The organism is Fluviispira vulneris, assembly GCF_014281055.1.
GTDB lineage: Bacteria > Bdellovibrionota_B > Oligoflexia > Silvanigrellales > Silvanigrellaceae > Silvanigrella > Silvanigrella vulneris.
Map to the genome: position 1 here is coordinate 88667 of NZ_JACRSE010000004.1, position 25032 is coordinate 113698.

The window sequence follows — 25032 nt, forward strand, 5'->3', positions numbered from 1 at the left end:
AGAGCAAAAATCAACCCATACCTGCTAGTTTTTGCTGCAATACTTGTCCTTGTGCATTCATTCCACTGATAAGCTGCTCTACCACTGCAAATTTTCGCCTGATCCCTTCAGCTCGCTGAGTTGCCAGCCTTTCCTTTGTAGCAAGATCTTTGTCAAAAGTTTCGAGAATTCTTTTATATTCCCTATCTTTTGAAGAGATCACTCCACTTTGCTGATTTTGCATTCCGCGCACAGCGTCCGACATGCGAATTCCAAGACCCGTTGAATCATCTGTTTGGATAAACAGCTTTGAAACTCCAACATAATCTTCGGACAATGCTTGCTTAGCTTTAGATTCGTCATATTTTAAAGCGCCAGTTTTCGGGTCGGTAGAAATTCCTACATCTGCTAATGTTTGATATTTTTTATTTGGAATAGAATATTGCAATGCAGATTGTAGCGAGCGACGCAGAGATCTTAGACTGTTATCCTTAGAAAGAATACCGGCTTTATTTGTATCTGGATTGACTTGAAATTGCTTATCGATAAAATCATTTGCTTTATTGTAAGCTTCCACAAATTTCTTTATACTTTCTAGACTTTTTTCGACATCATAGTCAATTTTGATATTTACTTTTGTCCCTGGTTCCGCTTTTTTTACATCCAAGACCAACCCTGGAAATAATTCAGTTACTTTATTTGTTTCGTTATAGACTTTGACATCCTCAAAAGTCATTTCTAAATTTCTGCCTGTGACTTGCTCTTTAAATTCCATATATGTTGTGTCGGGATCGATATATATTTTTGCTTCTTTTCCCGACTTTTCTGACATGACAAGCAGACGGTAATTGTCTTCTTCGGAGTCCTCTATCCCCTCCTTTGTTTTAATAACAATTGCCCGCGCACCTTCACCCATTGAGTTTATTTGAGTGGCAACATCTGACAAAGAAGATTTGTCAGGATCGATATCGACATCAAAATGTCTCCCATCTTCAAATTCGATTGTCATATAGCCAAAACCAACGGGAGTTTCATCTTTATCTGGAAAAGTCTGTGTCAATAGCTTTTGCGTATGAGCTAAATTCCGCACTTCGAGTTCGTATGTTCCTATCGGAGCATTGTTATCCACTGTGCCATCAACGATATCCGGATGAGAACTGGTTAATTTTAATTTATTAAAATCCGCTTTTGTACGTAATGCATTTAAAGCAGTTCCAAGTGCACTGATATGGTTTTTGAGCTCACCAAATAATTTTTGCTCATTAACCACTTCTTTTTTACGTGCTTCTAGCTGTTTGATCGGCTCGCGTTCCATTTCTACGAGCTGATCAACCATTTTGGGATCAATACCCGATCCCGTATTGATTCTTATTCCAGCCATAAAAATGATTCTCCCCTAAAAATTGTGCCAAAGTAATAGATTTATTGAGGAGTTTTTATTGCCGTATTAGACAAAAAATGTCAAAACTTGTGCAAAATTTTCTCTTTATATAGTATCACTCACTTTGTGAATTTATTATGTTCATCATATGGGTATAATAAAGGCTTGAATAAGGAAGTCTTTCTACTAGGAAAAAGAATGCAAGATCATACGAACGTATTACACATCAACACCTCTCACTCTTGGGGAGGGCTTGAACTTTATACCATTAACCTCATTAAGAAGATCCATGAGTCTGGCAAACCCACTGCTCTCTATTGCATTCCTGGCTCAAAAATTGCCAAAGAAGCAGAAAAAATTGGAATAAAGATATTCTATGCGCACAAACAGGCACGTATAAGTCTAAAAGATATCTTTAATTTAATTAGAATAATAAAAAAATACAAATATAATATCGTTCATACCCACACCCGCCATGATGTATGGCTCGTTTCATTGACACTCTTTTTTTGTAAAAATGTGAAACAAATCTTTAGTTTGTATATGAGTGCACCTTCGAAAAAAAGCCTTATCCATCGTCTTATTTATGGACAAGTTTCTGCTATAGCTTCTTCTTCAGAACTCTTAAATGAAAATATTAAGGTCAATTATCCTGTCAAACCTGAACAAATCTATTTATTAAGATATGGCAGAGATCTCAATAAATTTAACAAAACTTCACATGACGCCGAAGTTTTGCGCAAAAAATGGAACACAAACAAAGACGATATTGTTGTCGCAACGATGTGTCGTCTTGATCCTGCTAAAGGAGTGAAAGAAATTGCTGAAGCCATTCTCCACTTAAAACCAGAAATCAAAAGTAAAGTTAAAATATGGATTATGGGTGAACCCACTTTATTGCAAACTTCACCTGACGGCCTCCCAATTTATGAGCCTAAAGCTTATGAACTATATAAATGGCTTGAAGAATTTGTAAGTTTACCGAATGTGGAAAATCGTATTCAATTGATACCATTTCAGTCAGATTACATACCATTTTTAAATGCCATGGATATTTTTGTTTTAGGAACTTATGAAGAAACTTATTCCCTTTCTGTGATCGATGCTATGAGCATGGGACTTCCAGTTATTGGCACAAATACGGGTGGAACTCCTGAACAGGTTAAGCATTTAGAACGTGGAATTCTAATTCCACCAAAAAGTCCTATCGATATTGCTAATGCAATCACTCAATATATTGAAAACCCTAAACTGATATGTGAACATGGTGCCAATGCAAAAATCTGGGCGCTTAATGAACACAATTGGGACAAAAAATTAAACAATTTGAACAATATTTATAATGAAGTTTGGAGGAATAAATAAATGAAAATTCCACTATCAAAAGCACATATACCAAAACAAGTTTATGAAAATATCCATCAGGTGCTGACCTCTGGAAAATTATCAGGTGATGGCGAATTCTGTCATACTGTCGAAAAAAAGTTTAGCCAAATTCTTTCTATTAAACACGCATTACTCACATCGTCGTGCACACATGCCCTCGAAATGGCTATGTTACTTTTGGAAGCAAAAGAAGGTGATGAAGTCATTCTCCCTTCTTTTACATTCACTTCAACTGCCAACGCTATTTTAGTAGCAGGACTCAAACCTGTTTTTTGTGAAATCGATCCTCTGACAATGAATATGGATATGCGTGATGTGGAAGCTAAAGTAACAAATAAAACCAAAGCAATTATTCCTGTTCACTATGCGGGTGTGGCATGTGAAATGGAAAAACTAAACGATATTTGTGCCAACAAAAATATTATGATTGTCGAAGATGCTGCCCATGCGATTGGTGCAAAATGGCGAGGAAAACATCTTGGTACTCTAGGAGATATGGCTGCATTAAGTTTTCACGAAACAAAAAATGTTATTTGTGGTGAAGGAGGAGCTCTCCTGACAAACAATGATTATCTTGCAGATAAAGCTCTTATTATCCGCGAAAAAGGCACGAACCGATCACAATTTCTCCGAGGTCAAGTTGACAAATACACATGGATAGATAAAGGCTCAAGTTATATTCTAGCAGAACCGTTAGCGGCTATTCTCGATGCTGAACTTAATATTATGCATGAATTAAACAAAAAAAGAGAAACTGTTTATCAATACTATATGCAAGAATTAAAACCACTCGCAGATAAAGAAATTCTTAAACTTCCATATATTCCAGCTGATTGTGAAAGCAATTACCATTTATTTCATATAATTATGCGCAACGAAAGTGACAAACACTCTCTTATTGCCCATTTACGCAATAAAAATATTGGAGCAACATTTCATTATATTCCGTTGCACAGTGCCCCAGCAGGTCTTAAACTTGGGTTTAAAGTTGGTGATTTACCTTTGACAGAAGAATATTCTCAAAGACTTTTACGCCTGCCTTTATATCCGGATTTATCACAAAGCGAAATTCAATTTATAATTGAAGAAATTTATAATTGGAGCAAATTGCAATAAATTATTTTTTCTGAATTTTCTCTATGCAAGAGTTCTCGATATGATAAAATTATAAAATCTATTTTTTATCATATTTGAAGATTTGCAACGGAGTAAAAAATGTCAAAGCACTCTCAGAAAGAGCAATATAAAAATGTCAATATCATAAATCACCCATTGCTTACGCACTCTCTGTCCACCTTACGAAAAAAAGAAACAAACTCAAGCGAATTTCGTAGAATATTAGCTGAAATGAGTCGCTTGATGGCTTATGAATGCTCACGTGACCTGTCTATGAAAACATATCCGATTGATACACCGCTCGAGAAAACTGATTGTTCCTTTATTTGTGAAGATGTTACTATAGTTTCCGTCATGCGCGCTGGTATGGGCATGCTCGACGGTTTTATGCAAATGTTTCCCCTTTCTAAAGTAGGCCATATTGGAATTTATCGCGATAAATTTTTAAACAATACTGTTGAATATTATTTTCGCTTACCTGACGATATAGAAGGTAATAAAATCTTTTTATTGGATCCACTCCTTGCAACGGGGGCTACAGTTGTAGCAGCTATAGAACGACTTAAGCAATATGGAGTAAAGGAAGTCCGCTTTAATTGTTTGCTTGCCTCACCAGAAGGCCTAGAAATTCTTCAAAATGTCCACCCTGATGTGCAAATTTATTGTCTTTCAATAGAAAGAACTATGAATGAGAAAGGCTATCTGCTACCTGGTTTGGGAGACGCGGGAGATCGCATCTATGGAACTTTATAAATGAGTAAATAGAGGTGGAATTTGTTAAAAAAAATAAAAATTATTGCTATCTCAGGAGGAAGCGGTTCTGGTAAAACAACAGCCGCACGACGTTTACAAAAAATGATTGGAATAGATAATTGCAAAATCCTGAGTCAAGATAATTATTATATCGACCAAAGTAAAAACTTTAAAGGAGATGGATCAGTTAACTTTGACCACCCCGATGCTATCGATTTTAATTTAATGGCAGATCATTTATCCGATCTTATTAATAATAAAACAATTCAAATTCCAATTTATGATTTTACAACCCATAAACGAAAAAATGAAACTATTTCTTTTCAATCTACCAAAGTTATCATTGTTGATGGCATTCTTATTCTCTCCCAAGAAAAACTAAGATCTTTTTTTGATGCTTCGTTATTTCTTGATATTCCAGAACAAATCCGCTTTGAACGCAGGTTGAGACGCGATGTGGAAGAGCGAGGTCGGAGCCCTGAAGGAGTTAAAATACAATTTTATTCATTGGTAAAACCTATGCATGACGCATTTGTACAACCATCAATTGAGTTTGCTACATATATTGCTAATAATGAAACCACACTCAACAATGCACTTGATGAAATAAAAAAATTTGTCAATTAATTTTTAAATAAGTTTATTTCGATTACAACTTAAGGTATGTCCTTAATTGAGTCTTTTTACTCTACATTTGGAGGCAATATGTTTTCGAGCTCATTACGATTCTTTAAATTAAAAAAATTGCAGAATCTTTCTGCATTAACATTAGTTTCGCTCGCTCTTGTGGGTTGTCAAACACGTACTTCCAAAAACGTTTTAAATAATGACGATGTACTTGGTTCCTTCGATTCTAAAAAAATCAAAATCTCAGAACTCTCTGCAGCTGAGCGTAACGAACTTTTCAATGCACAAAAAAAACTTTATGAAACTGCTGAGTTTATTTTACAGAAACATTATATGGAAGAATGGTTCGCCAATTATCAAAAACAGAATAAACTCGCTACACTTGATGAAGCAAAAGATGATTTTTATAAAAAGAATATAAATATTAAAGATGAAGTTGTTAAAAACTTCATCTCACAAAATTCTGCCAATCCACAAATGCAACAAATTCCAGAAAATGAAAGAGAAAAGCTTGTTAAGCGTTATCTGACTCAATTGGAAAAAGAAAAAGCGGAACAAAAAATCTTGCAACAAGCTAATGAAGAAGGAAAAATCAAGGTTATTGCTCTTGAAAGACCAAAAGAACCTGTGGTTAAATTTTCCGATCTTGGCTACAAATACGATCCATCATTGAAAAATCCTAAAATAACAATTGTTGAAGCAGCTGATTATCAATGCCCTTATTGTGTACAAGCACATGGTCCTATCCAAAAAATTCTTGATGAATATAAAGGTAAAATTCAATTTGTGTTCCGTGATTTCCCATTGACACAAATTCATCCACAAGCTTTACCAGCAGCGATTGCTGCAAAGTGTGCCAACGAACAGGGTAAATACTGGGAAATGCACAAATTGCTTTTCTCCCGTGCGCCTATGGCTCCATTAACAGCTGACGTCTATACAAAATTTGCTGAAGAGTTGAAACTCAATGTACCTGCATTCAACACCTGCCTTGCAGATGATAAAAAAGAACATGCGAAGTCTATTATGGCAGATCTGGAAGAAATGAGTTCACTAGGAGTCAATGCAACTCCTTCGATTTATATTAACGGTGAAAAATATGAGAGCAATTTAAGCTTTGAAAGTTTAAAGAAAGAAATAGACACACGTCTTGCATCTGCTAAATAGACATAAATGATCAGCAAAAAAGAGATTTACGTTTATGTAAATCTCTTTTTTTTTGTAATTTTTCATATTTTTAAAAATAAATTAGAAACACATTCATCAAGTATTGTTATTTAAAAAACATCCAAATGTCAAAAAAATCTCTTTGCATTTCATACAGCGAAAAAAACCCCTAAGAGCTAAATACAGAATTTAAAAAATATGCAATTATATAACCATAAATACTTATACTCATTTAGGTAATTTTAAAATGCGCAAATTTTTTTTAAATTCAATTTTAAAAAAACATAAAATATATATTTTTAATCAGTATAATATACATATAAATTTAAACTTTCAATTTTTTATTTCATCAAATTTAAAATACAAATATTACTATAAAATATTAATTATTACCCATCAATAAAGGATTAAATATGTTAGATAAATTAAGTATTAAAAGAAAAATAATTTATTGGAATATTTTCATAATCATTCTTTTTACCCTAACGTTAATATATTTAGGCAATGCTTCCATAAATAGACTTATAGATGAAAAAAAAATACAAATAAAAAATTTAAGTGAAGCACTCGCAGCAGTTGTTGTTCATTATGTAAAATTAGAAAAGGAAGGAAAATTATCTCATGAAGAAGCTATTTCAAGAGTAAAGGCTTCTGTAAATGCTGCGCGGTATGATGGTGATAATTACTTTTTTATTGGCGATTATGATATGCGGCAAATTGTGAATCCCAAACGTCCGAAAGATGATGGAGTTATTCAAAGTTCTGCTCAATATAAAAAATTTGTAGAAATCTCGTTAAAAAATACGGGACCAGAATTTTTATCTTATTTCACTACAAGACCTGGTTCAACAGAAGAAATACCAAAACTGACATACTTAATTCCAATACCAGAGTGGAAATGGTACATAGGGACAGGAATATATATTGATGATGTTGACAGAGCAAAAAATAAAAATTTAATTCAACTCATGACCATAACAACAATTATAACGGTTTTATTAATGTTTGGTGGAATAAAAATTGCAAATTTTATTTCTAAACCACTGTCCTATCTTACAAATTTACTAAAAAAATCATCTGAGAATATGGAAGAAGAGTCGACTCAATTGACAAAAATGAGCGAGGATGTTGGAAAATCTTCAAATGAACAAGCCAGCGCAATTCAAGGAACTGCAGCTGCAATTTCTGAAGTCACAAGTATGATAGCAAGGACTTCTACTCTTACTTTAAATTCAGAAAAATTATCACAAACCATAAATAACCGGACTGAAATGGGCAATACAGCCGTTAAAGATATGGTCTCAGCTATGGCCGCAATACAAGAGGCAGGCCAAAGACTGTCAGAAATTGAAGCGATTATTATTCAAATCGAAAATAAAGCAATGATCATAAATGACATTGTTTCAAAAACAGAATTGCTTTCCTTGAATGCATCTATCGAGTCTGCTCGCGCAGGAGAACATGGGAAAGGTTTCGCAGTCGTTGCAGAAGAAGTAGGCAATTTAGCAAAAACAAGTGGAAAATCTTCAAATGAAATTCGGGATCTCTTAAATAAAAGCAGGGAGAAAGTTAAAAGTATATTAGAACTAACCTTAAGCAGAGTTACGGAAGGGCAAAGTAAAACTATAGAAGTATCAAACATTTTTGATCAAATTATAATTGATGTGAAAGAGATAAATACACAAATGAGTCAGATAACTGAAGCCACCAAAGAACAAGAGATTGGTGTTAAACAGATATCGGAAGCGATGACAAAAATTGATTTATCTGCAATTAACAATTTGAAGAGCGCAGAAAATTCTATTCGGTCATCTTCTAAAGTATTAGAAATCAGTCATGAATTAAAAACTATTTCTACTAAAACCGAAGATATTGTTCAAGGAAAAAAATAATAAATATCTACAAATTTATTATTAATATAACTTTTATCAATAATAATTAAAATTTTTCAGAATTAATTTGACACCGCAGATAAATCAGTCGTTTAAATGGATAAATCTAAATTTCTTCAAAAAACTTTTTTGACTCAATGATTTTGTAGTTCAGTCTATATTCTTTTTGTCTTATGTTATTCGTATTCATTACAGATTGATAATAAAAACTCCATTTATTTTTTTCCCGAAAGCCTATCACAATTGCCCCACCGACAAAATTCGCCGCATCATTAGAAGGAATTGATTTTATACGATAATAAAAATTAGAAGCATGATTCATACTATTAAAATATTCTTCTTTATATAAGGATCTCAAGAGTTCTAGATTTCCTTTTGATTTATACTTTACAGTAAAGATGTCCATCAAGCGTGCAAGCGATTTTTGAGTATTAAAACTTTGCCAATTCGGAGGTTTATTTATTAAATCAGCTGCACTTTTAATATCGTCCATACTTGAATTTAATGCATTTGCATGACAAACGACAATTTTTTTAGTAAAAAGATTTCGACAAATATAAAATGAACAGCCATTCATTCGAGCTGTTACAAAAGTATTGATAGCACCTGTATTTGGCAACTCCATTGCTGTTACACTATTTTCTTTAAAAGGTAAATAAAAAGTATCATTTAATAAGTTTTCATCTTTCATCTCAATAAAATGCGCGCCTGAAAAATCATCTTTTTTCAAAGTTGATTTAAATACATTGCTATTGTTAAACAATAAATTACCATCAAATAATTTTGTTACATTTTTAATTAATTTCAGGCCAACTGTTGAATTTTCTATAATATCTATTATTGGTATATTTTCCAATGCTCGATAATTTATATTCATAAATATTCTTTCCCCAAAACATCAATTAAAAAATAATTATGTGTAAAAAATATGATTTAAAATATAAAAATAAGTATTTTATATTTCAAAGAATTATATTAAATCAAATTGAATCGTGCGGTTTATGTCAAAACCTAAGATAACCATAACTATTTTAAATATTATTACAATAGAAAATATTTTTGCTATTTTTTTGAGCGTTAGATCGAAGCAGCTCAGTACTTATTTAAGGTAGAAAATTGCAATAAATGGCCCTAAAAATTTACCCACACTTGAAGCTATTAAGTGAAGAGAGATTAACTGAAATTTATTGATGTCATAGTTTCTGCTGTAAAATAGCGCTGCTGAGTTAATATATGTGCCTGAATTTGAAATTCCGAGTAATATAAATAATATGAGTATCTCCATAACACTCCGAGAATTGCTTAATAATATAACAATTAAAATAAAAATATGGCTAAAAAGACTTGTAAAGAACGTAACCTTTTCGCCTATATAGTAGGAGAATTTGAGCCATAATTTTTGAGAAAAAGCATGACAGAAAGCCTCTATTGCAAGAAAAATTCCAATAATACTCACATCGAATCCATTGCTTTTTAACGCTGGAGGTATCGTCGTGTACCAAAAACTAAAAACCGTTAAATCGAGAATGAATAATACGATACAAAGATTCAAATGTTTAAAATTTTTATTCTTAAAAAACTGCATGAGCGAAAATCTTACTTTTTCTTCATTTCTTTTTGCTGTATCAATGAAAAAAGATAATAGAATAGATGTGAAAGCCATAAAATATATCGCAATATTACTTATTTCTTTACTTTTGTGACTTGATGTCACAAGGCAGCCTATGAAAAACCCAAGTGAGATGCCTAAAATTTTTAAAAAATTGAGCATCATAAGTTGATTTTTCAATGTGCTTTTATCGGATGTATTCGTTGCATATGAGAGGCTCGCAACTTCTATGGAAGAAGAAGAAAGCCCCATAATTATAGCAAATACAAAACAAAATGGGATCGAATGATAAAAATTAAAGACATAAAAAAGTAAATTAATAATCGAAATTATGATGGCAATATATTTAATATATTGTATAGAAAAATGATATAATCTATAAGAACATATTAAGAAGAATAAACTCACAAGCGAGGTGATTGAATATAAATTCAGCACCACCAGAGGTAGATTATTTGCAATTGCAAAGAGTGGATAGGAGATAGAGAAAATAATATAATAAACTCGAAAAATAAGACTCACAATATAAAAGTTATTTTTATGAAGAAAATTTATTGCTGTACTGTGTATGCGTAAACCCATCTTTTTAATTTCACTTTTCTATAAATGAATCTTTAGGCAGATTATGTTCTTTATAAAAACCTCTTTGAGCAATTAGGAAAAATTGTTAGCATAAAAATATTTTTAAGTAAATATTTTATTTATTAAAATAAACCGAATGTCGCATATGATAAAGTTATGTAGCATAAATCAGCAGCGGTCATTTAAAATCGAGCGTTTGTCGTATAAACAGCAGAGCGTCGAATAGCATAATTTAGAGGGGAGAGTAAGAGAATGGCTCCGAAGGGCATTTGCGGCCAGCAACTCTGCCCAGAGGAGTCTTCTCTGACTCAAACCCGTCGAATTTAATAAATTTCAAAATGATGATTTTTGCACCACCCGTCGAATTTATCCAAATAAAAAATGATGATTAATCAGACACCTTAGTTAAATTGATTATTTTATTTGCAATATTCTCAAGCGGTTCAACAAAATCGACTGCATTTAACTTAATAGCTTCACGAGGCATACCAAAAACCACACAAGTTTCTTCATTTTGTGCAATTGTTTTAGCCCCAGTTTCTTTTAATTGCTTTAACCCTTGGGCACCATCAACTCCCATGCCGGTTAATATAATCCCTAACATTTTTTGTAATCTTAATTGTGCTAATGAATAAAATAATACATCTACAGAAGGTCTATGCCCATTCACCACAGCTGCACCAGTCGTTTGAATTTGCAAATTATTCATATGTTTTCTTACGATCATGTGATAATTTCCAGGTGCTATATAAACTTTATTGGGCATTAAAATATCTTTGTCTGTTGCTTCAACTACATCAAAAGGACATATATTATTTAGTCTATCTGCAAGAGCTTTTGAAAAAACTTCAGGGATATGTTGAACAATCAAAATAGGTGGTATTTGTGATGGAAGATGTTCTAAAATCAATTTTAAAGCTTCCGTCCCTCCTGTTGAAGAACCTATCGCTATTAAATACTGTTCATCCAAAACTTTATTTTCATTATAATTATAAACTCGATCTCTATGCAAAGAAATTTTCGCACTTTTTGCTAAAATAATTTTTTCTATTAATATTTTACCTTCTTCGACTATATTTCGTAACTCTGGTTTTTGAAAGAAATCCACCGCACCTAGCTCTAGAGCTTCCATGACAAGAGAGCCTTCTTCTAAATTCAGTGCGCTAACAACAACCGTTGGAATCTTATAACGAGGTATAATTAATCGCAAAATATCGATACCACTTAGATATGGCATGTTGATATCTAAAGTAATTACATCTGGTTTTAATAATTGAATTTGTTTATCAAGTTGTCGTGGGTCTTCCACTTCACCCACAACTTGAATATTGCTACTTTTTGCTAATATATTCTTAAGTTGTGCTCGAATGGTCGGTGAATCATCAACAATAAGAACACGAATCGTATTTTGTAATTCTTTTAAGACAAGAGGAGTTTTATTGTTTGTTTTATCTGTTACTTTATATTGTTTTAAAATCGTATCTATCTTAAAACAAATTTCTTCACTCGACTCATCCATATTTTTTAAATCTGGTTTTTCAACATAATCAGATGCTCCGAGATCAAGAGCTTCCTTTGCAATGTTAGTTCCATCTCTTTCAATAGAACTGACGACTAAAACCGGTGGGTGCTTTCCTTTCACAAATGAGGTTTTTAAATACTCTATGCCTGTTTCTCCGGGCATATGAATATCTAAAGTCATTATGTCAATTTTATTTGATTTTAAAACTGCGCGCGCTTGCTCAGTGCTGCTCACAGTTGCAACGACCTCAAAGCCATTTTCAATTGTAAGAATTTTTTTCATTAAAAGCAAAATTGTTGGAGAATCATCAACCACGAGCACTTTAATAAGCGACTTTTTAACATCTTGGAGAGTTATATTCAATTCTTTTTCTTCAAAAGTACTGTGTGAATATATTGCGTTTGAAAATAATTTTACAGGAAGATTAAGATTATTAATTGATTCACTGATACCTAAGACCAAAATTCCATGCGGTTCAAGTCGATGTAATAGATTTTTTATAATTTCTATAATTTGTTCATTATTAAAATAAATTAAAACGTTACGACAAAAAATAATATCAAACTTCTCGGATAAATATTTCTGACCGAGCTTTGTTAAATTTGCTTCCTCAAAAGTAACTGAGTTTTTAATGTGAATTTTTGGTTTAACATAGTCACGAATCTCACCTAGGCCCCTTAACCAATTCCCATGAATATAAAACATAGGGACTTGAGAAATATCTTTATAAATATAGACTCCGTTTTTTGCATACTCAATAGATTCATGATCCACATCTGTAGCTAAAATTTTAAAATCGCAGTTATTTAATTTGTTTTCTTGTTTTAGCTTATGAAAAAGCATAGACAGTGAATATGCCTCTTGCCCTTGGCTACAGGCAGCACTCCATATACGGATCGTTTTATCTTTTTTAACTTGTAATATATTTTTCAAATATTTTTTTTCGATATCTTCAAAATGAAAGTATTCTCTAAAAAAGAAGCTATGATGAGTTGTAAATATAGAAATAATTGCTTTTTTTTCTTGCGATATATTTTTTTCTAAATACTCCAAATATTCCTTAGGAGATTTCATTCCTAAATTCGTCAAGCGTTTTTGCAAACGTGATTCTATCATGGAAATATTGTTTTCAGATACTTGATTGCCAGTTTCCTCTTTTACAATATTTTTAATTTTAAGAATGAGATCATTCCATTCCGAATTCATCAAAGCTCCTCAAAACGATCATCGTCGTATTTTGGCACTCCATCCTTTTTTCTATTATCTTTTAGATTCTTTTCATTTTTGCCAAGTTTTATTTCATTAATATTTATTGATTGTTTACTTTTATTAAGTAATTCACTTTTAGTCATTTTTCTAAATTTTTCAATGCTTAATTTTTTATTGTCGGTTCTCTTAGGGGAAGATTTAGTTGAAGATGCAGCATCATTTATATCTATCGTTGATGATTTTTCATTATGTCCATACACAATATCCATCAATCCCTTCGTCAGGGCTTCAAGTTCATGACTTTGATTATAAAGAATTGTTGAAGTTTCCGATGATTTCTGGGCAATTTTAGAATTTTGATTTGTCAATGTATCAAGTTCGCTCATCGCATTATTTATTTCTGCAACCCCATTCGCTTGCTCTATCGACGAATTTGAAATTTCGTTAATCAATGAATTTACTTCTTCAGAGTTTGCAAAGATTTTTTCAAAGATCTCCATACACTCACGACTCACTTCTTCGCCAGATTGAACAGCCTCTTTGGAACTCAACATTATTCTTTCAACATTATTTTTTGTATCATCAATTATACTTCTTACTTTTTCCACACTATTTTCTAGTAATGCAGATATTTCACTTGAAGTATTTCCACTCATTTGCGCTAAATTTCCCACTTCCTCTGCCACAATAGAAAATCCTCTGCCATGCTCACCCGCCCTTGCAGCCTCAACGGAAGCATTGAAGGATAGTATTTTTGTTTGAAAGACAATTTCATCTATTAATTTTGCTTTATCCTCGATTTCAGATATAAACTTAACTATTTCTGATATTCTTTTATTTCCTTCAAAAACTTCAGATAAAACATTCTGATTGCTCGTTTTAATATTGCCAATAGAACGAACCATTTTATCGATTGCACTCTTTCCAGCAGTTATCTTTTTGCGATTTTCTTCTGATTTTCTTTTTGACATATTTGCCATCTCTGAAGTTTTATTCATCATTGCACTAATTTCATTCACTGCAGAGGCTGTTTCTTGTAAAGCAGATGTTTGTTGGATAGAAGCAGACGATAATTTTTGACTTTCCTCATTAACCTCAGCTGATGTTCTATTTAATTCTTGATTCCCATGCGCAAGTTTAGCGGCAAATTCCATAATAACTTTTGACAATCCGGTACTATAATAAATGCTAACAGCAATAGCTAAAAGCAAAACAGCTATTAATAAAAGAGCAAAAATAATTTTTGTCTTATTAATAGCTGACAAGGCCTCGCCTTTGTCGACTCTTACTAAAACTTTCCAATTCAATTTATCAGCAATTTTCATTCCTGTAACCAATTTATATGCAGTAAATTGAAACTCTTTCCGTCTTACATTTTCGGACTCTAAAACTCCTTCTTGGCCTTTTTGTGCATTTATGGCAGCAATTTGCTTTTCTTTTACAAGATTGAATTTGTTAAGAATTTTACCATCATGAACCACAATATTCTTATATCCATTTGTAGCAGGATGAAAGTCTAAAATAATGTTTCCTTCAGAATCTAATAAATTAATTTCGAGACTTTTTAAACCACTGTTTGCAAAACTGTCATAAACACGCGATATTGTATTTTCAAGCCAGAAAAAATTTGCATGATTACTAATAATTCCTACTGCTTCTCCTTTTATATTATAAATAAAAGCTGAAAATATTGTTCCATAATTTTTCTCTTGATATACTTTTTCTACCAGGTCATTGAAATTAGGATCTTGAAAATAAACGTTTGAAAAACCTTTTTTAGGATCTTCCAAAAAATTTCGAGCTAAAGTTTCTTTAAACCATTTTGCTTTTGAAAAATTCATTGCATACAATTTTTCGCTGTTATTTTTTTTTCCCTCTGGGGAGCTATCGTTCACTGCTAAGAGTTTTCCATTGAGATCACAAACTAAAATAAGATCGTAAATTCCATATAATTTACTAAATTGATTGAGTGTGTTCACGTGATCGCGCGAATAGCCATTTATATTTCTAAAATATTGAGCAAAAACCTTTATATCTCCATATCTCTCGTAGAACTGATCTTGAAATGAGTTTGATAAATCCTCAGCAGCAAGAAACAACTTACTTTTTACCATTTCTTCTTGTTGAGAAACATTCACAAAGATTAAAATTATTGCTGCTATAGAAACTATAATAATTCCACCTATACTTAAAACAAATATTTTAGCTCGTAAAGATAATTTCTCAAGCATGCAAACACCTCACGACCCGGAATTCTCTATGTGTAAAAGATCTTCAATACTTAATGATTTTGCTAAATTTATTAAAACTATGATTTGATTTTTATGTTCAATTATTCCATCTATATAATCATTTTTAATCGATGTTTGCATATTTGGTTTTGGCAATATTTTATCTTTTTCAATTTTTATTACATTATCAACTGAATCTACTAAAGCTCCCATTGTTATATTTTCTAAATCACAGACAATTACTGAGTTTTCCTCCTCACCTCTGCTCACAATATTCAACTTCTTACGCATATCTATAACGCTGATAACTTTGCCTCTTAAATTCATAATTCCACAAAAATAGCTCGGAGTATAAGGTATTTGAGTAAATTCTGGAATTCCTATGACTTCTTTTACTTGTAAAAGTGGAATGCTAAAATGCTCGTTACCTAAGCTAAAGCATAAATATCGATTTTCTCCTGAAGATAACGTTCTTAATTTGTTTAATTGATCATCACTCATAACGTTTGCCCACTTATACTTCTTTGAAGATTATTCTGAAAATTTTTACTATTAATTAATTGAGAAATCTCCAATATAGGTACTACTTTTCCATCACCCAGTATAACACTTCCAACAATTCCTGATTCACATCTCAATTCTTCACCAAGATTTTTTGTCACAACAGATTGTATAGATATAACTCTATCAACAATGGCTCCGATTTTATTTTCATTTGCTTGGACTATAAAAATAACTCTATCTTTTAACACATCATTTTTTTTCCGATGAATGTTTAAACCTAAAGAAAGATCAATAACAGATATTTCCTCATCTCTTAATTTAATGATATTTTCAATTCCGGTTAAATATGTTAAATTGCTTTTTCTTAAGCTTAAGCATTCTATCACCTGTTGGACAGGAATAATAAACTTTTGATTTGATATTTCAGCAATAAAGGCTTCCATAATTCCAACAGAAAGTGGAATTTTTATTTTAAACTCAGTGCCGATATTTATAGCTGAACTGATTTCTATCTTTCCATTCAGTTTCTCAATATTCGTTTTAACAACATCCATTCCTACTCCACGTCCGGAAATGTCAGTTGTTTCAGTTTTTGTAGAAAAGCCTGGGGCAAATATAAGCTCATAGCATTGACTGTCTGCTAACTTAACATCTTCGGAAATTACCCCTTTTTTAATTGCACTTTCATATAGTTGCACAGGATTTAATCCTTTGCCATCATCAGCCACTGTGATAACTAAATTACCTGATTCATGTGATGCATTGACAGTAATATTTCCTTCTAGCATTTTCCCTTTTGTAACTCGCTCTTCGTTTTCTTCAATGCCATGATCAATTGCATTGCGAATCATATGCATGAGTGGGTCCGATAATTCATCCAAAATAAATTTATCGAGTTCTGTATTTTCACCTACAAAAGTAACATTTACTATTTTTCCAAGTTGAGCCGAAGTGTCACGTGCTGTGCGTAGTAGTTTTTGAAATACAGGTTTAATAGGTACTAATCTCAAGCGCATAATTATTTCTTGAACTTCTTTCGTAGTTTTTTTTAATAGTCGATAATAATTCTTTAAATTTTGATTGCTTTCTTGTTTTATTTGTTCTTCTAACATACTCTCGATTATAACAATCTCGCCTATATAGTTTTGAAGCTTTTCGATTTTACTTAGAGAAACGCGAATTACTTCTTCAGATAATATCTTTTTAGAGGCTATTGTTTTTTGTTTTGTAAATTCTTCTATTTTGTTTAATAAGATATTGTTTTTTGCATCTTCGACTTCATTATCATCATATAGGACAAGAATATCACCTTCCTTTAAATCTTCACTAACACTTGGTGCATTTTCAATTGCTTGACCGGACTCTTCAGATTGAACTTGATCAATCTCTGCGATTATATTTTTTGTATCCACTTTATAATCTGAATTTATTTTTATCTGCTCTACTATATGTTTAAGTTTATCATTTGTTACTAACAGGACATTGATGATTTTTTGTGAGATGTTCAATTCTTTGTTTTTTAACTTAAGTAAAAATGACTCTAACCTGTGAAGAATTTCTGCTATATCACTAAAGCCAACGGCTTTTGCACTGCCTTTTAAATTATGGGCAAGGCGAAAGCAGCGGGCTAAAAGATCGCTTGGTGGGTTTTGACTGAACTGCAAATAGGCTTCTTCAGCTTCTTCTAAATTAATATCAGCCTCTCTTAGAAAAACCTTGCGCAGTTCTAATTCAAAATCGTCATCCATTTTAAGTTATCCTCAGGCAAATGGATTTAAAAATATTTGTAGTTAATATCGCTTGCAAATTTTAAAAGTTTAACTCTCCGCAAAAGAAACGGATGCAAAAATTGCAGCTCTTTAGTCAAATAGACTTTTACCGATTGTCCATTGTTGAGGGCGGGATTATGAAAAAGATAAAGTTAAATTTTAAAGTATCGCTGAAAAAAAGATTTTATTTACTCATGTTCATAGTATTTATAAATATGTTTATTATTGCAATATTTAGTTTATATTCCAATTATCAATCGAGTAAAAGCTTAACTTCTCTTTCTAATTTATATTTTCCTGCTATACAAAATTCTATACTAGCCGATATGATCCATGATGGTTTACGCGCTAACGTAAATTTGGCACTTTTTCAAATGTTGAATGGTTCAACTTCGGAAGACAAAGTCGAAATCGAAAAAGAAAATATGGAAATGACAACAAAATTTATTTCCTATATAGAAAACATTCAAAAAATGAATTTAGATGAAAACATTCAAACTAATATTGAAAGACTACTGCCAATTTTAAAGGAATATTCGAATACAAGTACAAGAGTTATTAATGCAGCTTTTTCATTAAACGGAAAAAAAGCTTTAGAAGAGAGCAATAAATTCAATATACTATTTAAAAAACTTGAAGTCGAACTCGATTTACTATCAGAATCGATTGAAAAGCTAAGCAATGGCAAAATTGAAGGCGCTAAAAATTCTGCCAATAATTTTCAACTTTTGAATTTAATCATTATACTTTTCTTTATGCTTTTAAGTGGGTTTATAAGTTTTATTTTTATTAAAAAAATAACTAATGTAACATTTCAAATAATTGAATCACTTAACCTACAAAGTCAAGAGATAAGAATGTCTGCAAGCAATATAAACGATACGTCACATGAGTTATACAATGCAGCAAAGTCGCAAAGTGATTCGTTACAAAAAACGAGTACTGCAATCCATGAAATAAATTCAATGGTAAAAAGAACATCTGAAAGTACATTCAATTCAAGTGTTCTCTCGAAAAGAAGTGAAGAAACTGTATTAAATGGAAAAAAAAGCGTTAACGAACTAATAAGCTGTATTGAAAAAGTGAAAGTCAATAACGTAAATATTATGGAAAAAGTCACTTCTAGCAATAAGAGGTTCACAGAAATTATTAAAGTTATTTCTAATATATCATCGCGAACAAAAGTTATTAATGAAATTGTTTTTAAAACAAAACTTCTTTCTTTTAATGCATCTGTTGAAGCCGCACGGGCAGGTGAGCATGGCAGAGGTTTTTCAGTAGTTGCAGAAGAAGTTGGAAGTCTTGCAATGATGAGTGGCGAAGCAGCAAAAGAAATAAATAAAATGCTTGCTGAAAGTATAGCAAAAGTCGAAGATATTATTTCTGTAACTAATTCAGAAGTATCTAAAATTATTGCTCTAGGTGATGAAAGTATTAATGAGAGCACAGAACTTGCAAATAATTGTACGAATGTAATGGAAAATACGGTTGAAAATGTTTCTTTAGTCAATAAATCTATAACTGATATTTCTTTAGCTGCTAAAGAACAAGAAGCTGGAATATCGGAAATTGTAAAAGCAATCACTGAAATTGAAATATTAACTCAGGCAAACGAATCTATCGCCAATCACTCATCCCAAGCAAGTCGTGACCTCACAGAAAAGGCAAATATAATTTTAGAAATCATTCATAATTTAAATTATATTATGAATGGAGAGCAAGTTGAAAAACTTTAATTTTTATTTCGCAATAGAAGCGATGCCTACCAAACCTTTTAAATCATCATCACTGATAGAAATCCCTGCACCTAAGAATGGCAATGGTTTTTCGCTGATAACGAGTCCATCAACCCCACCTGTGACAAAGAAATTTGGTGTTATAAAATAATTTACAAAAAGTTTTAAATTGATAAAGCCTCTGTTGCCATAAAGAGTGTCTGAAGGGATTGGCACACCATTAAATTGAGAAATTTCCATTGTACCTACTAATTTATCTTTAAATGCATAGAAATCTGTTGCTAGGCCTGCAGAACTTGAAAATAATCCTAGACGCAAACTCATAAAACCAAAACGCTGCGCCACTTGTAAATTGTAACGTAGTTTATCTACATCTTCAGGAACATTTTCTTGAGTATTCGTTACAGTTGTATTGCCAGTTGTAGTTGAAGTTTCGGTTTTATTTGTTACTTTACGAGCATAAGCAGCATTTGTAATTCCTAATAAGTAATATCTATCGGGACGGGTGGAGAGGAGTAGATTGAGTTCGTTGGTGTATTTATCACCAGGAACAGCATTCGCAAGTCTCGCCTCAGCACGATCCTGTACAGTGATTTTAAGTTGAGAAATTGGCCGAACGGCATCTTGAATGCTTTTTAAAGTGGCTTTAACTTCTTCTGCTGTCTCTTCTTTGGCAATCAATTGACCAAGAGTTCCTTCACCATTTTCAACTTTTGCAGCCATCCGTTTGATTGATGCCGCTGCAGCTTCAACGCTTGTTATAATACTTTCAATTTTTTCTCGATTTTCAGGGGTCGAAATTTGTCTTAACTCTGTTGTAAAAGTTTTTACATCAGCAATAATTTGATCAATTTTTGCATCATTTCTTTCAATCAATTTTGAAAGTCTCACAGAGGTATCTCTCAAACCTTGAATGGCTTCTTTTAAATTTTCTTTTTGTGAGCCAGTGATTTCTCTTAAATCGCGGGTAACACCTTCAATATTTGACACGATATTTTTAATAGAAGTCTCACCTTCACTTGTGCCAAGAACATTTGCTAAAGATCCGCTAATTTTTTTAATATCTCTTGCAATAGCATTGAGATTTGTCATCAGGGTTTCCATATCATTGGATTCTGGATTTCTGGGCATTTGATCCCCTGATTTCATTTCACCCGTGCCTTTTAAATTACGTACAATTTCTATATAAACGTCACCAAGAATTCCACGGGATTTTATTTCTATATAAGAACCACTTGGAATTTTAACGTTTGAATCAACATCGAAATTGACGCGCGCTCCATCTGGCAATATTTCAACAGAGGTGACTTCACCTACCTTTACTCCAGAAGCTCTTATTTGCGTTCTTTCAGCTACTCCTCCAACATTATTTAAAACTGTATGAAAATGTTGTTTTTTGCTGGCAAAAGGATTCCCACCCAAAACAAATGCCGTAGTTGTCAAAACCGAAGCTCCAACGAGCGCAAAGAGACCTACTTTTATTTCTGATGTCATTAACATTTATGAACGATCCTTAACTCAGATTTTGACACGCTGTTATAATTTTAATTTATGCGATAGGAACTGCCAATGGACCATTTCTGCCGCCAGATAAGAATTGCTTAACAAGAGCATCTTGACTCGCTTGAAATTCTTCGGGAGTACCTTCAAAATACACCTTTCCTTCATGCAGGAAAAAAATATATTCTGCAATATTCATCACTGATGTGATATCATGACTTATTACAACAGACGTTATTCCTTCAATTTTTTTCTGTGTGCTTTGAATTAAGTTATCGATGAGATCCGCTATTAATGGATCCATACTTGTTGTCGGCTCATCATAAAGTAACAACTTAGGTTTTAAAGCAAGCGCTCTCGCTAATCCTACTCTTTTTCTCTCACCAATCGATAATTCCGAAGGAAATTTTTCTTCAATATTTGCAAGCCCAACTATTTCTAACAAACTTTTAACTTCGTTTTTCATTTTCCCAATCGGTATTTTTGTATGATTTTGAATTGGAAAAGAAATGTTTTCAAATACATTTAAACTGTCAAATAAAGCGCCGTCTTGAAAAAGTGTGCCTATTTGCTGACGAATATTTTCCCATGCACGCTCATTCGCGTTGTGCATAGCTACACCATCGATCCACACTTCACCTTCATCAGGTTTTAATATACCAATAATATGCTTTAAAGTAACAGATTTGCCTTCACCACTTCGACCAATAATATATGAGATTTTTTTCTCTGGAATATTTAAATTTAATCCTCTGAGAACTTTATTCTTGCCAAAAGTTTTTTTTAAATTAATTAAAGTTACGATTGATTTTTCTTTTACTTTTTCCATTTTAAACCTGAAATAAAGTGATAATAAAGTCTCCCACTAAAATTGAGAGCAAGCCAGCAACAACCGCTTTAGTGGTTGCTTCACCGACCCCCTTAGCACCACCTCTCGCATTGAATCCTTTATAACAAGCAATGGTTGCAAAAATAAACCCGAAGAATAATGCTTTTACAAGTCCTTTGACAACATCACTCCACCATACGATCCATTGCAACTGCTGAAAAAATACCATTGTATCCACACGATAATAAAATATTGCAACAATGTAACAACCAACTACTCCAATGAATAAAAATATTCCCGCTAAAATAGGCATCATAATTACACTTGCAATAACCCTTGGTACAACTAGATAACTAATCGGATTAACACCCATAGCTTCCATTGCGTCAATCTGCTCATTTACACGCATGGTTGCTATTTCTGCTGCCATAGCAGCACCTGCTCGACCTATAACGATAAAACCACACATGACAGGCCCAAGTTCAAGCGCTAAAGATTTCCCTGTGGCAGCACCCATTAATCCTTCTGCACTAAATAAGCGAAAAATGACTCCCAATTGTAATCCTAAAACGGCTCCAACAAATAAAGCTGCTATTGATATAATAAGTGAACTTTTATTACCAACAAACTCAAGCTGTTTAATAATAAGGCCTATACGAAAAGGTGGAAATATTGACCAACGTAATACTTCTCGTAAAAATATTATAAATCTCCCTAAACCACCGATAGTAGAAAGGATAACATGACCTATATATCCGATTAAAGAAATTATTATTTTCATATCAAAAATTATCTCACTTCTTTTCTAATGACATCACCTAGAGAAGTTAAATCAGAAAGTCTTAATTCATTTTCTCTATCCAATGAAGCTGATATAGGGACTTCAATAACTATTTCTGCATAATTTATAAGTTCTTGAAATATTTTTTGCTGAGTCATTATATAATTTGCTAAATAATTTGAAAGCAATTTTTCAGAATCAATCAAAGCATTTTCATTATTTATAAACTCATTAAAGACAATTTCATTTTTTAAATGAATAGGAAATGCTCTATTAATAATTGCTAATTTAGGATTTATCCCCATATATTTCAATATTCGCCCTAATTCTTTGGTAACAAAAACGGCATCTTCACGGATCGAGCTAATTAAGATAAATTGAGTGTTTTCATCTTGCAGCCATTTTTGAGAGTATTTTAATCTTTTTATTGCTGTAATAAACACATCATCCAGCATGGTCAAAAATTCACCAAAATTAATTAAAAAACTTCGTCCACCAACGAGCGCCAAACCTTCTATAATTTTCCTAGCTCCGGTCTTTAAAGCTCTTGCAAAAAAACTTTGTTTTTCTTGCGCTCCACCCACAAACCATTTAAGCCATTCCACCAGTTTTCCATCAAGAAAGGCCATAATTTTTTCAGGTTTTGAAATAAAATCGATGGCATGAATCCCTGGAGCTGTGTCGATGACCAATTCTTCTACATCAGGATACTGCTCAACCCATTCTGCGATACGAATGGCTGCCAAAGTGTCTGTAGCAGAGGCCATTTTCTCTGCCAATGCGCTAAAATATGGATTTTCAAATAGTTTTTCTTGCTTATCAGCAGGCATACCTTTTTCTTCGACCCAGCGCGATAGACTCTCGCCGATTTGTAAAACAGCTGCACGTAACTCTCCTCTGCAGTTATTTCCGAGTGGAATAAGCACGCCACGCTCGGATAAATTGCTCACTCCAAGTGCAGATTGTAATCTTTTTGCAGGGTCAATACTCAACAGCCCTACTTTTTTTCCTGAGCTAGCGAGTGACAGAGCAAAAGAAGCAGATAAAGTCGTTTTTCCAACTCCACCCGCACCCAAAAAAACATGGAGCTTTGGAAAAGAAGAGCCCATTCTTTACCTCAATTAAAATTCAATTCACTTAAGCAAGAGTTGCATAATACTTTGCCAATGAATTTATGATTGTGAGAGACGTAGTTGATTTATACATCATGCCTATATCAGGTAAAGAAATAATTGGTATAGGTGGATGATTGTTTTGAGCCCAAAAAGATAGTTTTTTCTCAAAAATATCTCTTTTTGCTAGAGATGCTAAGATCAGTTCTAACTCTTCTTTTGAATTATCGTGTTTAAATCTTTCTTCCATTTTTATAAACCAATCTTCATTTTTAATATTTTCGAAGCCTTTAAAAAAATGTGGATTGATAGATTGATTTAAAAAAATTGCGTTCGGACTGCGATTTAATTGTTTAGTTATTTTTGGAATTGTTTCATAACACTCTTCAACTGGCAATTCCTCTGGTAAGGTAACAACAATAACCCCTGTCTTTTGTGGATCAGCGATTAATTTTGCGACTCGTTCACATTCGTTTGCCAATGGACCTGTGATACCAAAATTTGCAATTGCAGGAGCTATGCCAAATAAAGAAACAGCATGACCTGTCGCAGGCGCATCGACGATCACCCGATCGTAGCTATACCCTTTTTCGCATTGTGCTAACTCAACCAACCAAAATAAACGGCCTAAAAAAAACAGCTCCTGTACACCAGGCGCTGCATGTATTAATTTCTGCACGTGTTTATTTTCAATGATAACAGAATAAAGAAGCTTCATTTTCAAATGATCAACAAAATACTCTTTTATGGCTTCAGCTGCTGAATAGTTCATAACTTTAAAGCCGCTTGGCAATGCAGTTTCTTTGTGCGAACACTGTGGAGATGAATACAGAGGTGAAATGGAATCTTTTAATGCCCATTGAACAACAAGAACAGACTCTCCTTGTCCTGCAAAATAAGTCGCAAGAGATGTCGCAACCGTTGTTCTACCTACCCCGCCTTTACCCACAACAAATAAAAGCTTTTGAGATATTTGATTGGAGAATTGCATTTTATGACTTTGGTGAGTCTTTGTGCTCAACGTCAACCACCTGGGCTAAATTTTGATTTTGCACAGGAGTAGTGGGGGCTTTTAATTGTTTATCTTCAGGTTGAGCGCCATTGCTTAAACCTTTTTTAAAATTAGAAATTCCCTCGCCCAGTGATCTGCCGACAACAGCAAGTCGACTTCCACCAAAAAGCACAATAACAATTCCAAAAATAAGAGCTAATTCACCAAAGCTAAAGGAGTGCATAACCACCCTCCAAAAAAAGACTAAAAAGCGATCCATCCTAAGAAAAATGAGGCGCTTTCATAAAAAAGAAAGAACCGTCGGACACAGTTAACCTTAGCATAAAGATAAGTCA

At 32.8% G+C, this 25032-nt stretch carries 20 protein-coding genes; 7 read left to right on the forward strand and 13 right to left on the reverse strand.

The annotated features are described in order from the left end of the window. Window positions 1-10: 10 nt before the first annotated feature. Complete coding sequence (gene fliD / locus H7355_RS09700) at window positions 11-1360, reverse strand: flagellar filament capping protein FliD (RefSeq protein ID WP_186646955.1); 1350 nt, start codon at window positions 1358-1360, stop codon at window positions 11-13. 198 nt (window positions 1361-1558) lie between these two features. On the opposite strand from fliD, the gene H7355_RS09705 reads away from it, so the two are divergent. The 6 genes from H7355_RS09705 to H7355_RS09730 all read left to right on the forward strand — a co-directional run bounded on the left by H7355_RS09705 (window position 1559) and on the right by H7355_RS09730 (window position 8301). Beyond that, window positions 1559-2725, forward strand: a complete 1167-nt coding sequence (locus H7355_RS09705; RefSeq protein ID WP_186646957.1) for a glycosyltransferase family 4 protein — start codon at window positions 1559-1561, stop codon at window positions 2723-2725. Next, the gene (gene rffA / locus H7355_RS09710; RefSeq protein ID WP_186646959.1) at window positions 2726-3862 is read left to right on the forward strand and encodes a dTDP-4-amino-4,6-dideoxygalactose transaminase; all 1137 of its coding nucleotides are present in this window, start codon (window positions 2726-2728) and stop codon (window positions 3860-3862) included. Window positions 3863-3961: 99 nt separating this feature from the next. Continuing rightward, complete coding sequence (gene upp, locus H7355_RS09715; protein WP_186646961.1) at window positions 3962-4615, forward strand: uracil phosphoribosyltransferase; 654 nt, start codon at window positions 3962-3964, stop codon at window positions 4613-4615. Window positions 4616-4636: 21 nt separating this feature from the next. After that, a complete protein-coding gene (gene udk / locus H7355_RS09720; protein WP_186646963.1) occupies window positions 4637-5242 on the forward strand; it encodes a uridine kinase in 606 nt (201 codons plus the stop codon). Window positions 5243-5320: 78 nt separating this feature from the next. Then, on the forward strand, window positions 5321-6409 hold the full coding sequence (locus H7355_RS09725) for a thioredoxin domain-containing protein (RefSeq protein ID WP_186646965.1): 1089 nt from the start codon (window positions 5321-5323) through the stop codon (window positions 6407-6409). Window positions 6410-6822: 413 nt separating this feature from the next. After that, on the forward strand, window positions 6823-8301 hold the full coding sequence (locus H7355_RS09730; RefSeq protein ID WP_186646966.1) for a methyl-accepting chemotaxis protein: 1479 nt from the start codon (window positions 6823-6825) through the stop codon (window positions 8299-8301). Window positions 8302-8407: 106 nt separating this feature from the next. Here the strand turns inward: H7355_RS09730 and H7355_RS09735 are convergent, their stop codons facing one another. The 6 genes from H7355_RS09735 to H7355_RS09760 form a co-directional block, all read right to left on the reverse strand. Further along, window positions 8408-9178, reverse strand: a complete 771-nt coding sequence (locus tag H7355_RS09735; protein ID WP_186646969.1) for a hypothetical protein — start codon at window positions 9176-9178, stop codon at window positions 8408-8410. A gap of 222 nt (window positions 9179-9400) precedes the next feature. Further along, on the reverse strand, window positions 9401-10492 hold the full coding sequence (locus H7355_RS09740; protein WP_222435693.1) for an MFS transporter: 1092 nt from the start codon (window positions 10490-10492) through the stop codon (window positions 9401-9403). A 388-nt stretch (window positions 10493-10880) separates the two neighbouring features. After that, the gene (cheB, locus tag H7355_RS09745; protein WP_186646973.1) at window positions 10881-13220 is read right to left on the reverse strand and encodes a chemotaxis-specific protein-glutamate methyltransferase CheB; all 2340 of its coding nucleotides are present in this window, start codon (window positions 13218-13220) and stop codon (window positions 10881-10883) included. Next, window positions 13220-15454 (reverse strand): methyl-accepting chemotaxis protein, encoded by a 2235-nt coding sequence (locus H7355_RS09750; RefSeq protein WP_186646975.1) that lies wholly within the window; start codon window positions 15452-15454, stop codon window positions 13220-13222. The genes cheB and H7355_RS09750 overlap by 1 nt, the downstream gene beginning before the upstream one ends. A gap of 9 nt (window positions 15455-15463) precedes the next feature. Next, a complete protein-coding gene (locus tag H7355_RS09755; protein ID WP_186646977.1) occupies window positions 15464-15955 on the reverse strand; it encodes a chemotaxis protein CheW in 492 nt (163 codons plus the stop codon). After that, the gene (locus H7355_RS09760; RefSeq protein ID WP_186646979.1) at window positions 15952-17706 is read right to left on the reverse strand and encodes a chemotaxis protein CheA; all 1755 of its coding nucleotides are present in this window, start codon (window positions 17704-17706) and stop codon (window positions 15952-15954) included. Before H7355_RS09760 ends, H7355_RS09755 begins: the two co-directional genes overlap by 4 nt. A gap of 158 nt (window positions 17707-17864) precedes the next feature. Here H7355_RS09760 and H7355_RS09765 point away from each other — a divergent pair, with 158 nt between their 5' ends. Further along, window positions 17865-19463 (forward strand): HAMP domain-containing methyl-accepting chemotaxis protein, encoded by a 1599-nt coding sequence (locus tag H7355_RS09765; protein ID WP_186646981.1) that lies wholly within the window; start codon window positions 17865-17867, stop codon window positions 19461-19463. Between the two features lie 3 nt (window positions 19464-19466). On the opposite strand, the gene H7355_RS09770 is transcribed toward H7355_RS09765, so the two are convergent. The 6 genes from H7355_RS09770 to H7355_RS09795 are packed head-to-tail and all read right to left on the reverse strand — an operon-like array spanning window position 19467 to window position 24920. Continuing rightward, window positions 19467-20963, reverse strand: coding sequence for an MlaD family protein (locus tag H7355_RS09770; RefSeq protein ID WP_186646984.1), 1497 nt, complete (start codon window positions 20961-20963; stop codon window positions 19467-19469). Between the two features lie 49 nt (window positions 20964-21012). Next, on the reverse strand, window positions 21013-21792 hold the full coding sequence (locus tag H7355_RS09775; RefSeq protein WP_186646986.1) for an ABC transporter ATP-binding protein: 780 nt from the start codon (window positions 21790-21792) through the stop codon (window positions 21013-21015). A gap of 1 nt (window position 21793) precedes the next feature. Continuing rightward, entirely contained in the window at window positions 21794-22573 is a 780-nt protein-coding gene (locus tag H7355_RS09780; RefSeq protein ID WP_186646989.1) for an MlaE family ABC transporter permease, read from the reverse strand. Window positions 22574-22581: 8 nt separating this feature from the next. Then, window positions 22582-23682, reverse strand: coding sequence for an ArsA family ATPase (locus tag H7355_RS09785; RefSeq protein WP_186646992.1), 1101 nt, complete (start codon window positions 23680-23682; stop codon window positions 22582-22584). Between the two features lie 28 nt (window positions 23683-23710). Then, window positions 23711-24706, reverse strand: a complete 996-nt coding sequence (locus H7355_RS09790; protein ID WP_186646995.1) for an ArsA family ATPase — start codon at window positions 24704-24706, stop codon at window positions 23711-23713. Further along, window positions 24678-24920: a Sec-independent protein translocase subunit TatA/TatB gene (locus H7355_RS09795; protein ID WP_186646997.1), complete on the reverse strand. Its 243-nt coding sequence runs from the start codon at window positions 24918-24920 to the stop codon at window positions 24678-24680. Before H7355_RS09795 ends, H7355_RS09790 begins: the two co-directional genes overlap by 29 nt. Window positions 24921-25032 lie beyond the last annotated feature (112 nt).

Excerpts from the sequence above, each read along its gene's own strand:
- H7355_RS09725 (WP_186646965.1), top strand. The coding sequence starts at position 5,321 with ATGTTTTCGAGCTCATTACGATTCTTTAAATTAAAAAAATTGCAGAAT.
- upp (WP_186646961.1), top strand. The coding sequence starts at position 3,962 with ATGTCAAAGCACTCTCAGAAAGAGCAATATAAAAATGTCAATATCATA.
- H7355_RS09735 (WP_186646969.1), bottom strand. The coding sequence starts at position 9,178 with ATGAATATAAATTATCGAGCATTGGAAAATATACCAATAATAGATATT.
- H7355_RS09740 (WP_222435693.1), bottom strand. The coding sequence starts at position 10,492 with ATGGGTTTACGCATACACAGTACAGCAATAAATTTTCTTCATAAAAAT.
- H7355_RS09730 (WP_186646966.1), top strand. The coding sequence starts at position 6,823 with ATGTTAGATAAATTAAGTATTAAAAGAAAAATAATTTATTGGAATATT.
- H7355_RS09780 (WP_186646989.1), bottom strand. The coding sequence starts at position 22,573 with ATGAAAATAATAATTTCTTTAATCGGATATATAGGTCATGTTATCCTT.
- H7355_RS09750 (WP_186646975.1), bottom strand. The coding sequence starts at position 15,454 with ATGCTTGAGAAATTATCTTTACGAGCTAAAATATTTGTTTTAAGTATA.
- rffA (WP_186646959.1), top strand. The coding sequence starts at position 2,726 with ATGAAAATTCCACTATCAAAAGCACATATACCAAAACAAGTTTATGAA.
- fliD (WP_186646955.1), bottom strand. The coding sequence starts at position 1,360 with ATGGCTGGAATAAGAATCAATACGGGATCGGGTATTGATCCCAAAATG.
- cheB (WP_186646973.1), bottom strand. The coding sequence starts at position 13,220 with ATGAATTCGGAATGGAATGATCTCATTCTTAAAATTAAAAATATTGTA.
- H7355_RS09705 (WP_186646957.1), top strand. The coding sequence starts at position 1,559 with ATGCAAGATCATACGAACGTATTACACATCAACACCTCTCACTCTTGG.
- H7355_RS09775 (WP_186646986.1), bottom strand. The coding sequence starts at position 21,792 with ATGGAAAAAGTAAAAGAAAAATCAATCGTAACTTTAATTAATTTAAAA.
- H7355_RS09785 (WP_186646992.1), bottom strand. The coding sequence starts at position 23,682 with ATGGGCTCTTCTTTTCCAAAGCTCCATGTTTTTTTGGGTGCGGGTGGA.
- H7355_RS09770 (WP_186646984.1), bottom strand. The coding sequence starts at position 20,963 with ATGTTAATGACATCAGAAATAAAAGTAGGTCTCTTTGCGCTCGTTGGA.
- H7355_RS09760 (WP_186646979.1), bottom strand. The coding sequence starts at position 17,706 with ATGGATGACGATTTTGAATTAGAACTGCGCAAGGTTTTTCTAAGAGAG.
- H7355_RS09795 (WP_186646997.1), bottom strand. The coding sequence starts at position 24,920 with ATGCACTCCTTTAGCTTTGGTGAATTAGCTCTTATTTTTGGAATTGTT.
- H7355_RS09755 (WP_186646977.1), bottom strand. The coding sequence starts at position 15,955 with ATGAGTGATGATCAATTAAACAAATTAAGAACGTTATCTTCAGGAGAA.
- H7355_RS09765 (WP_186646981.1), top strand. The coding sequence starts at position 17,865 with ATGAAAAAGATAAAGTTAAATTTTAAAGTATCGCTGAAAAAAAGATTT.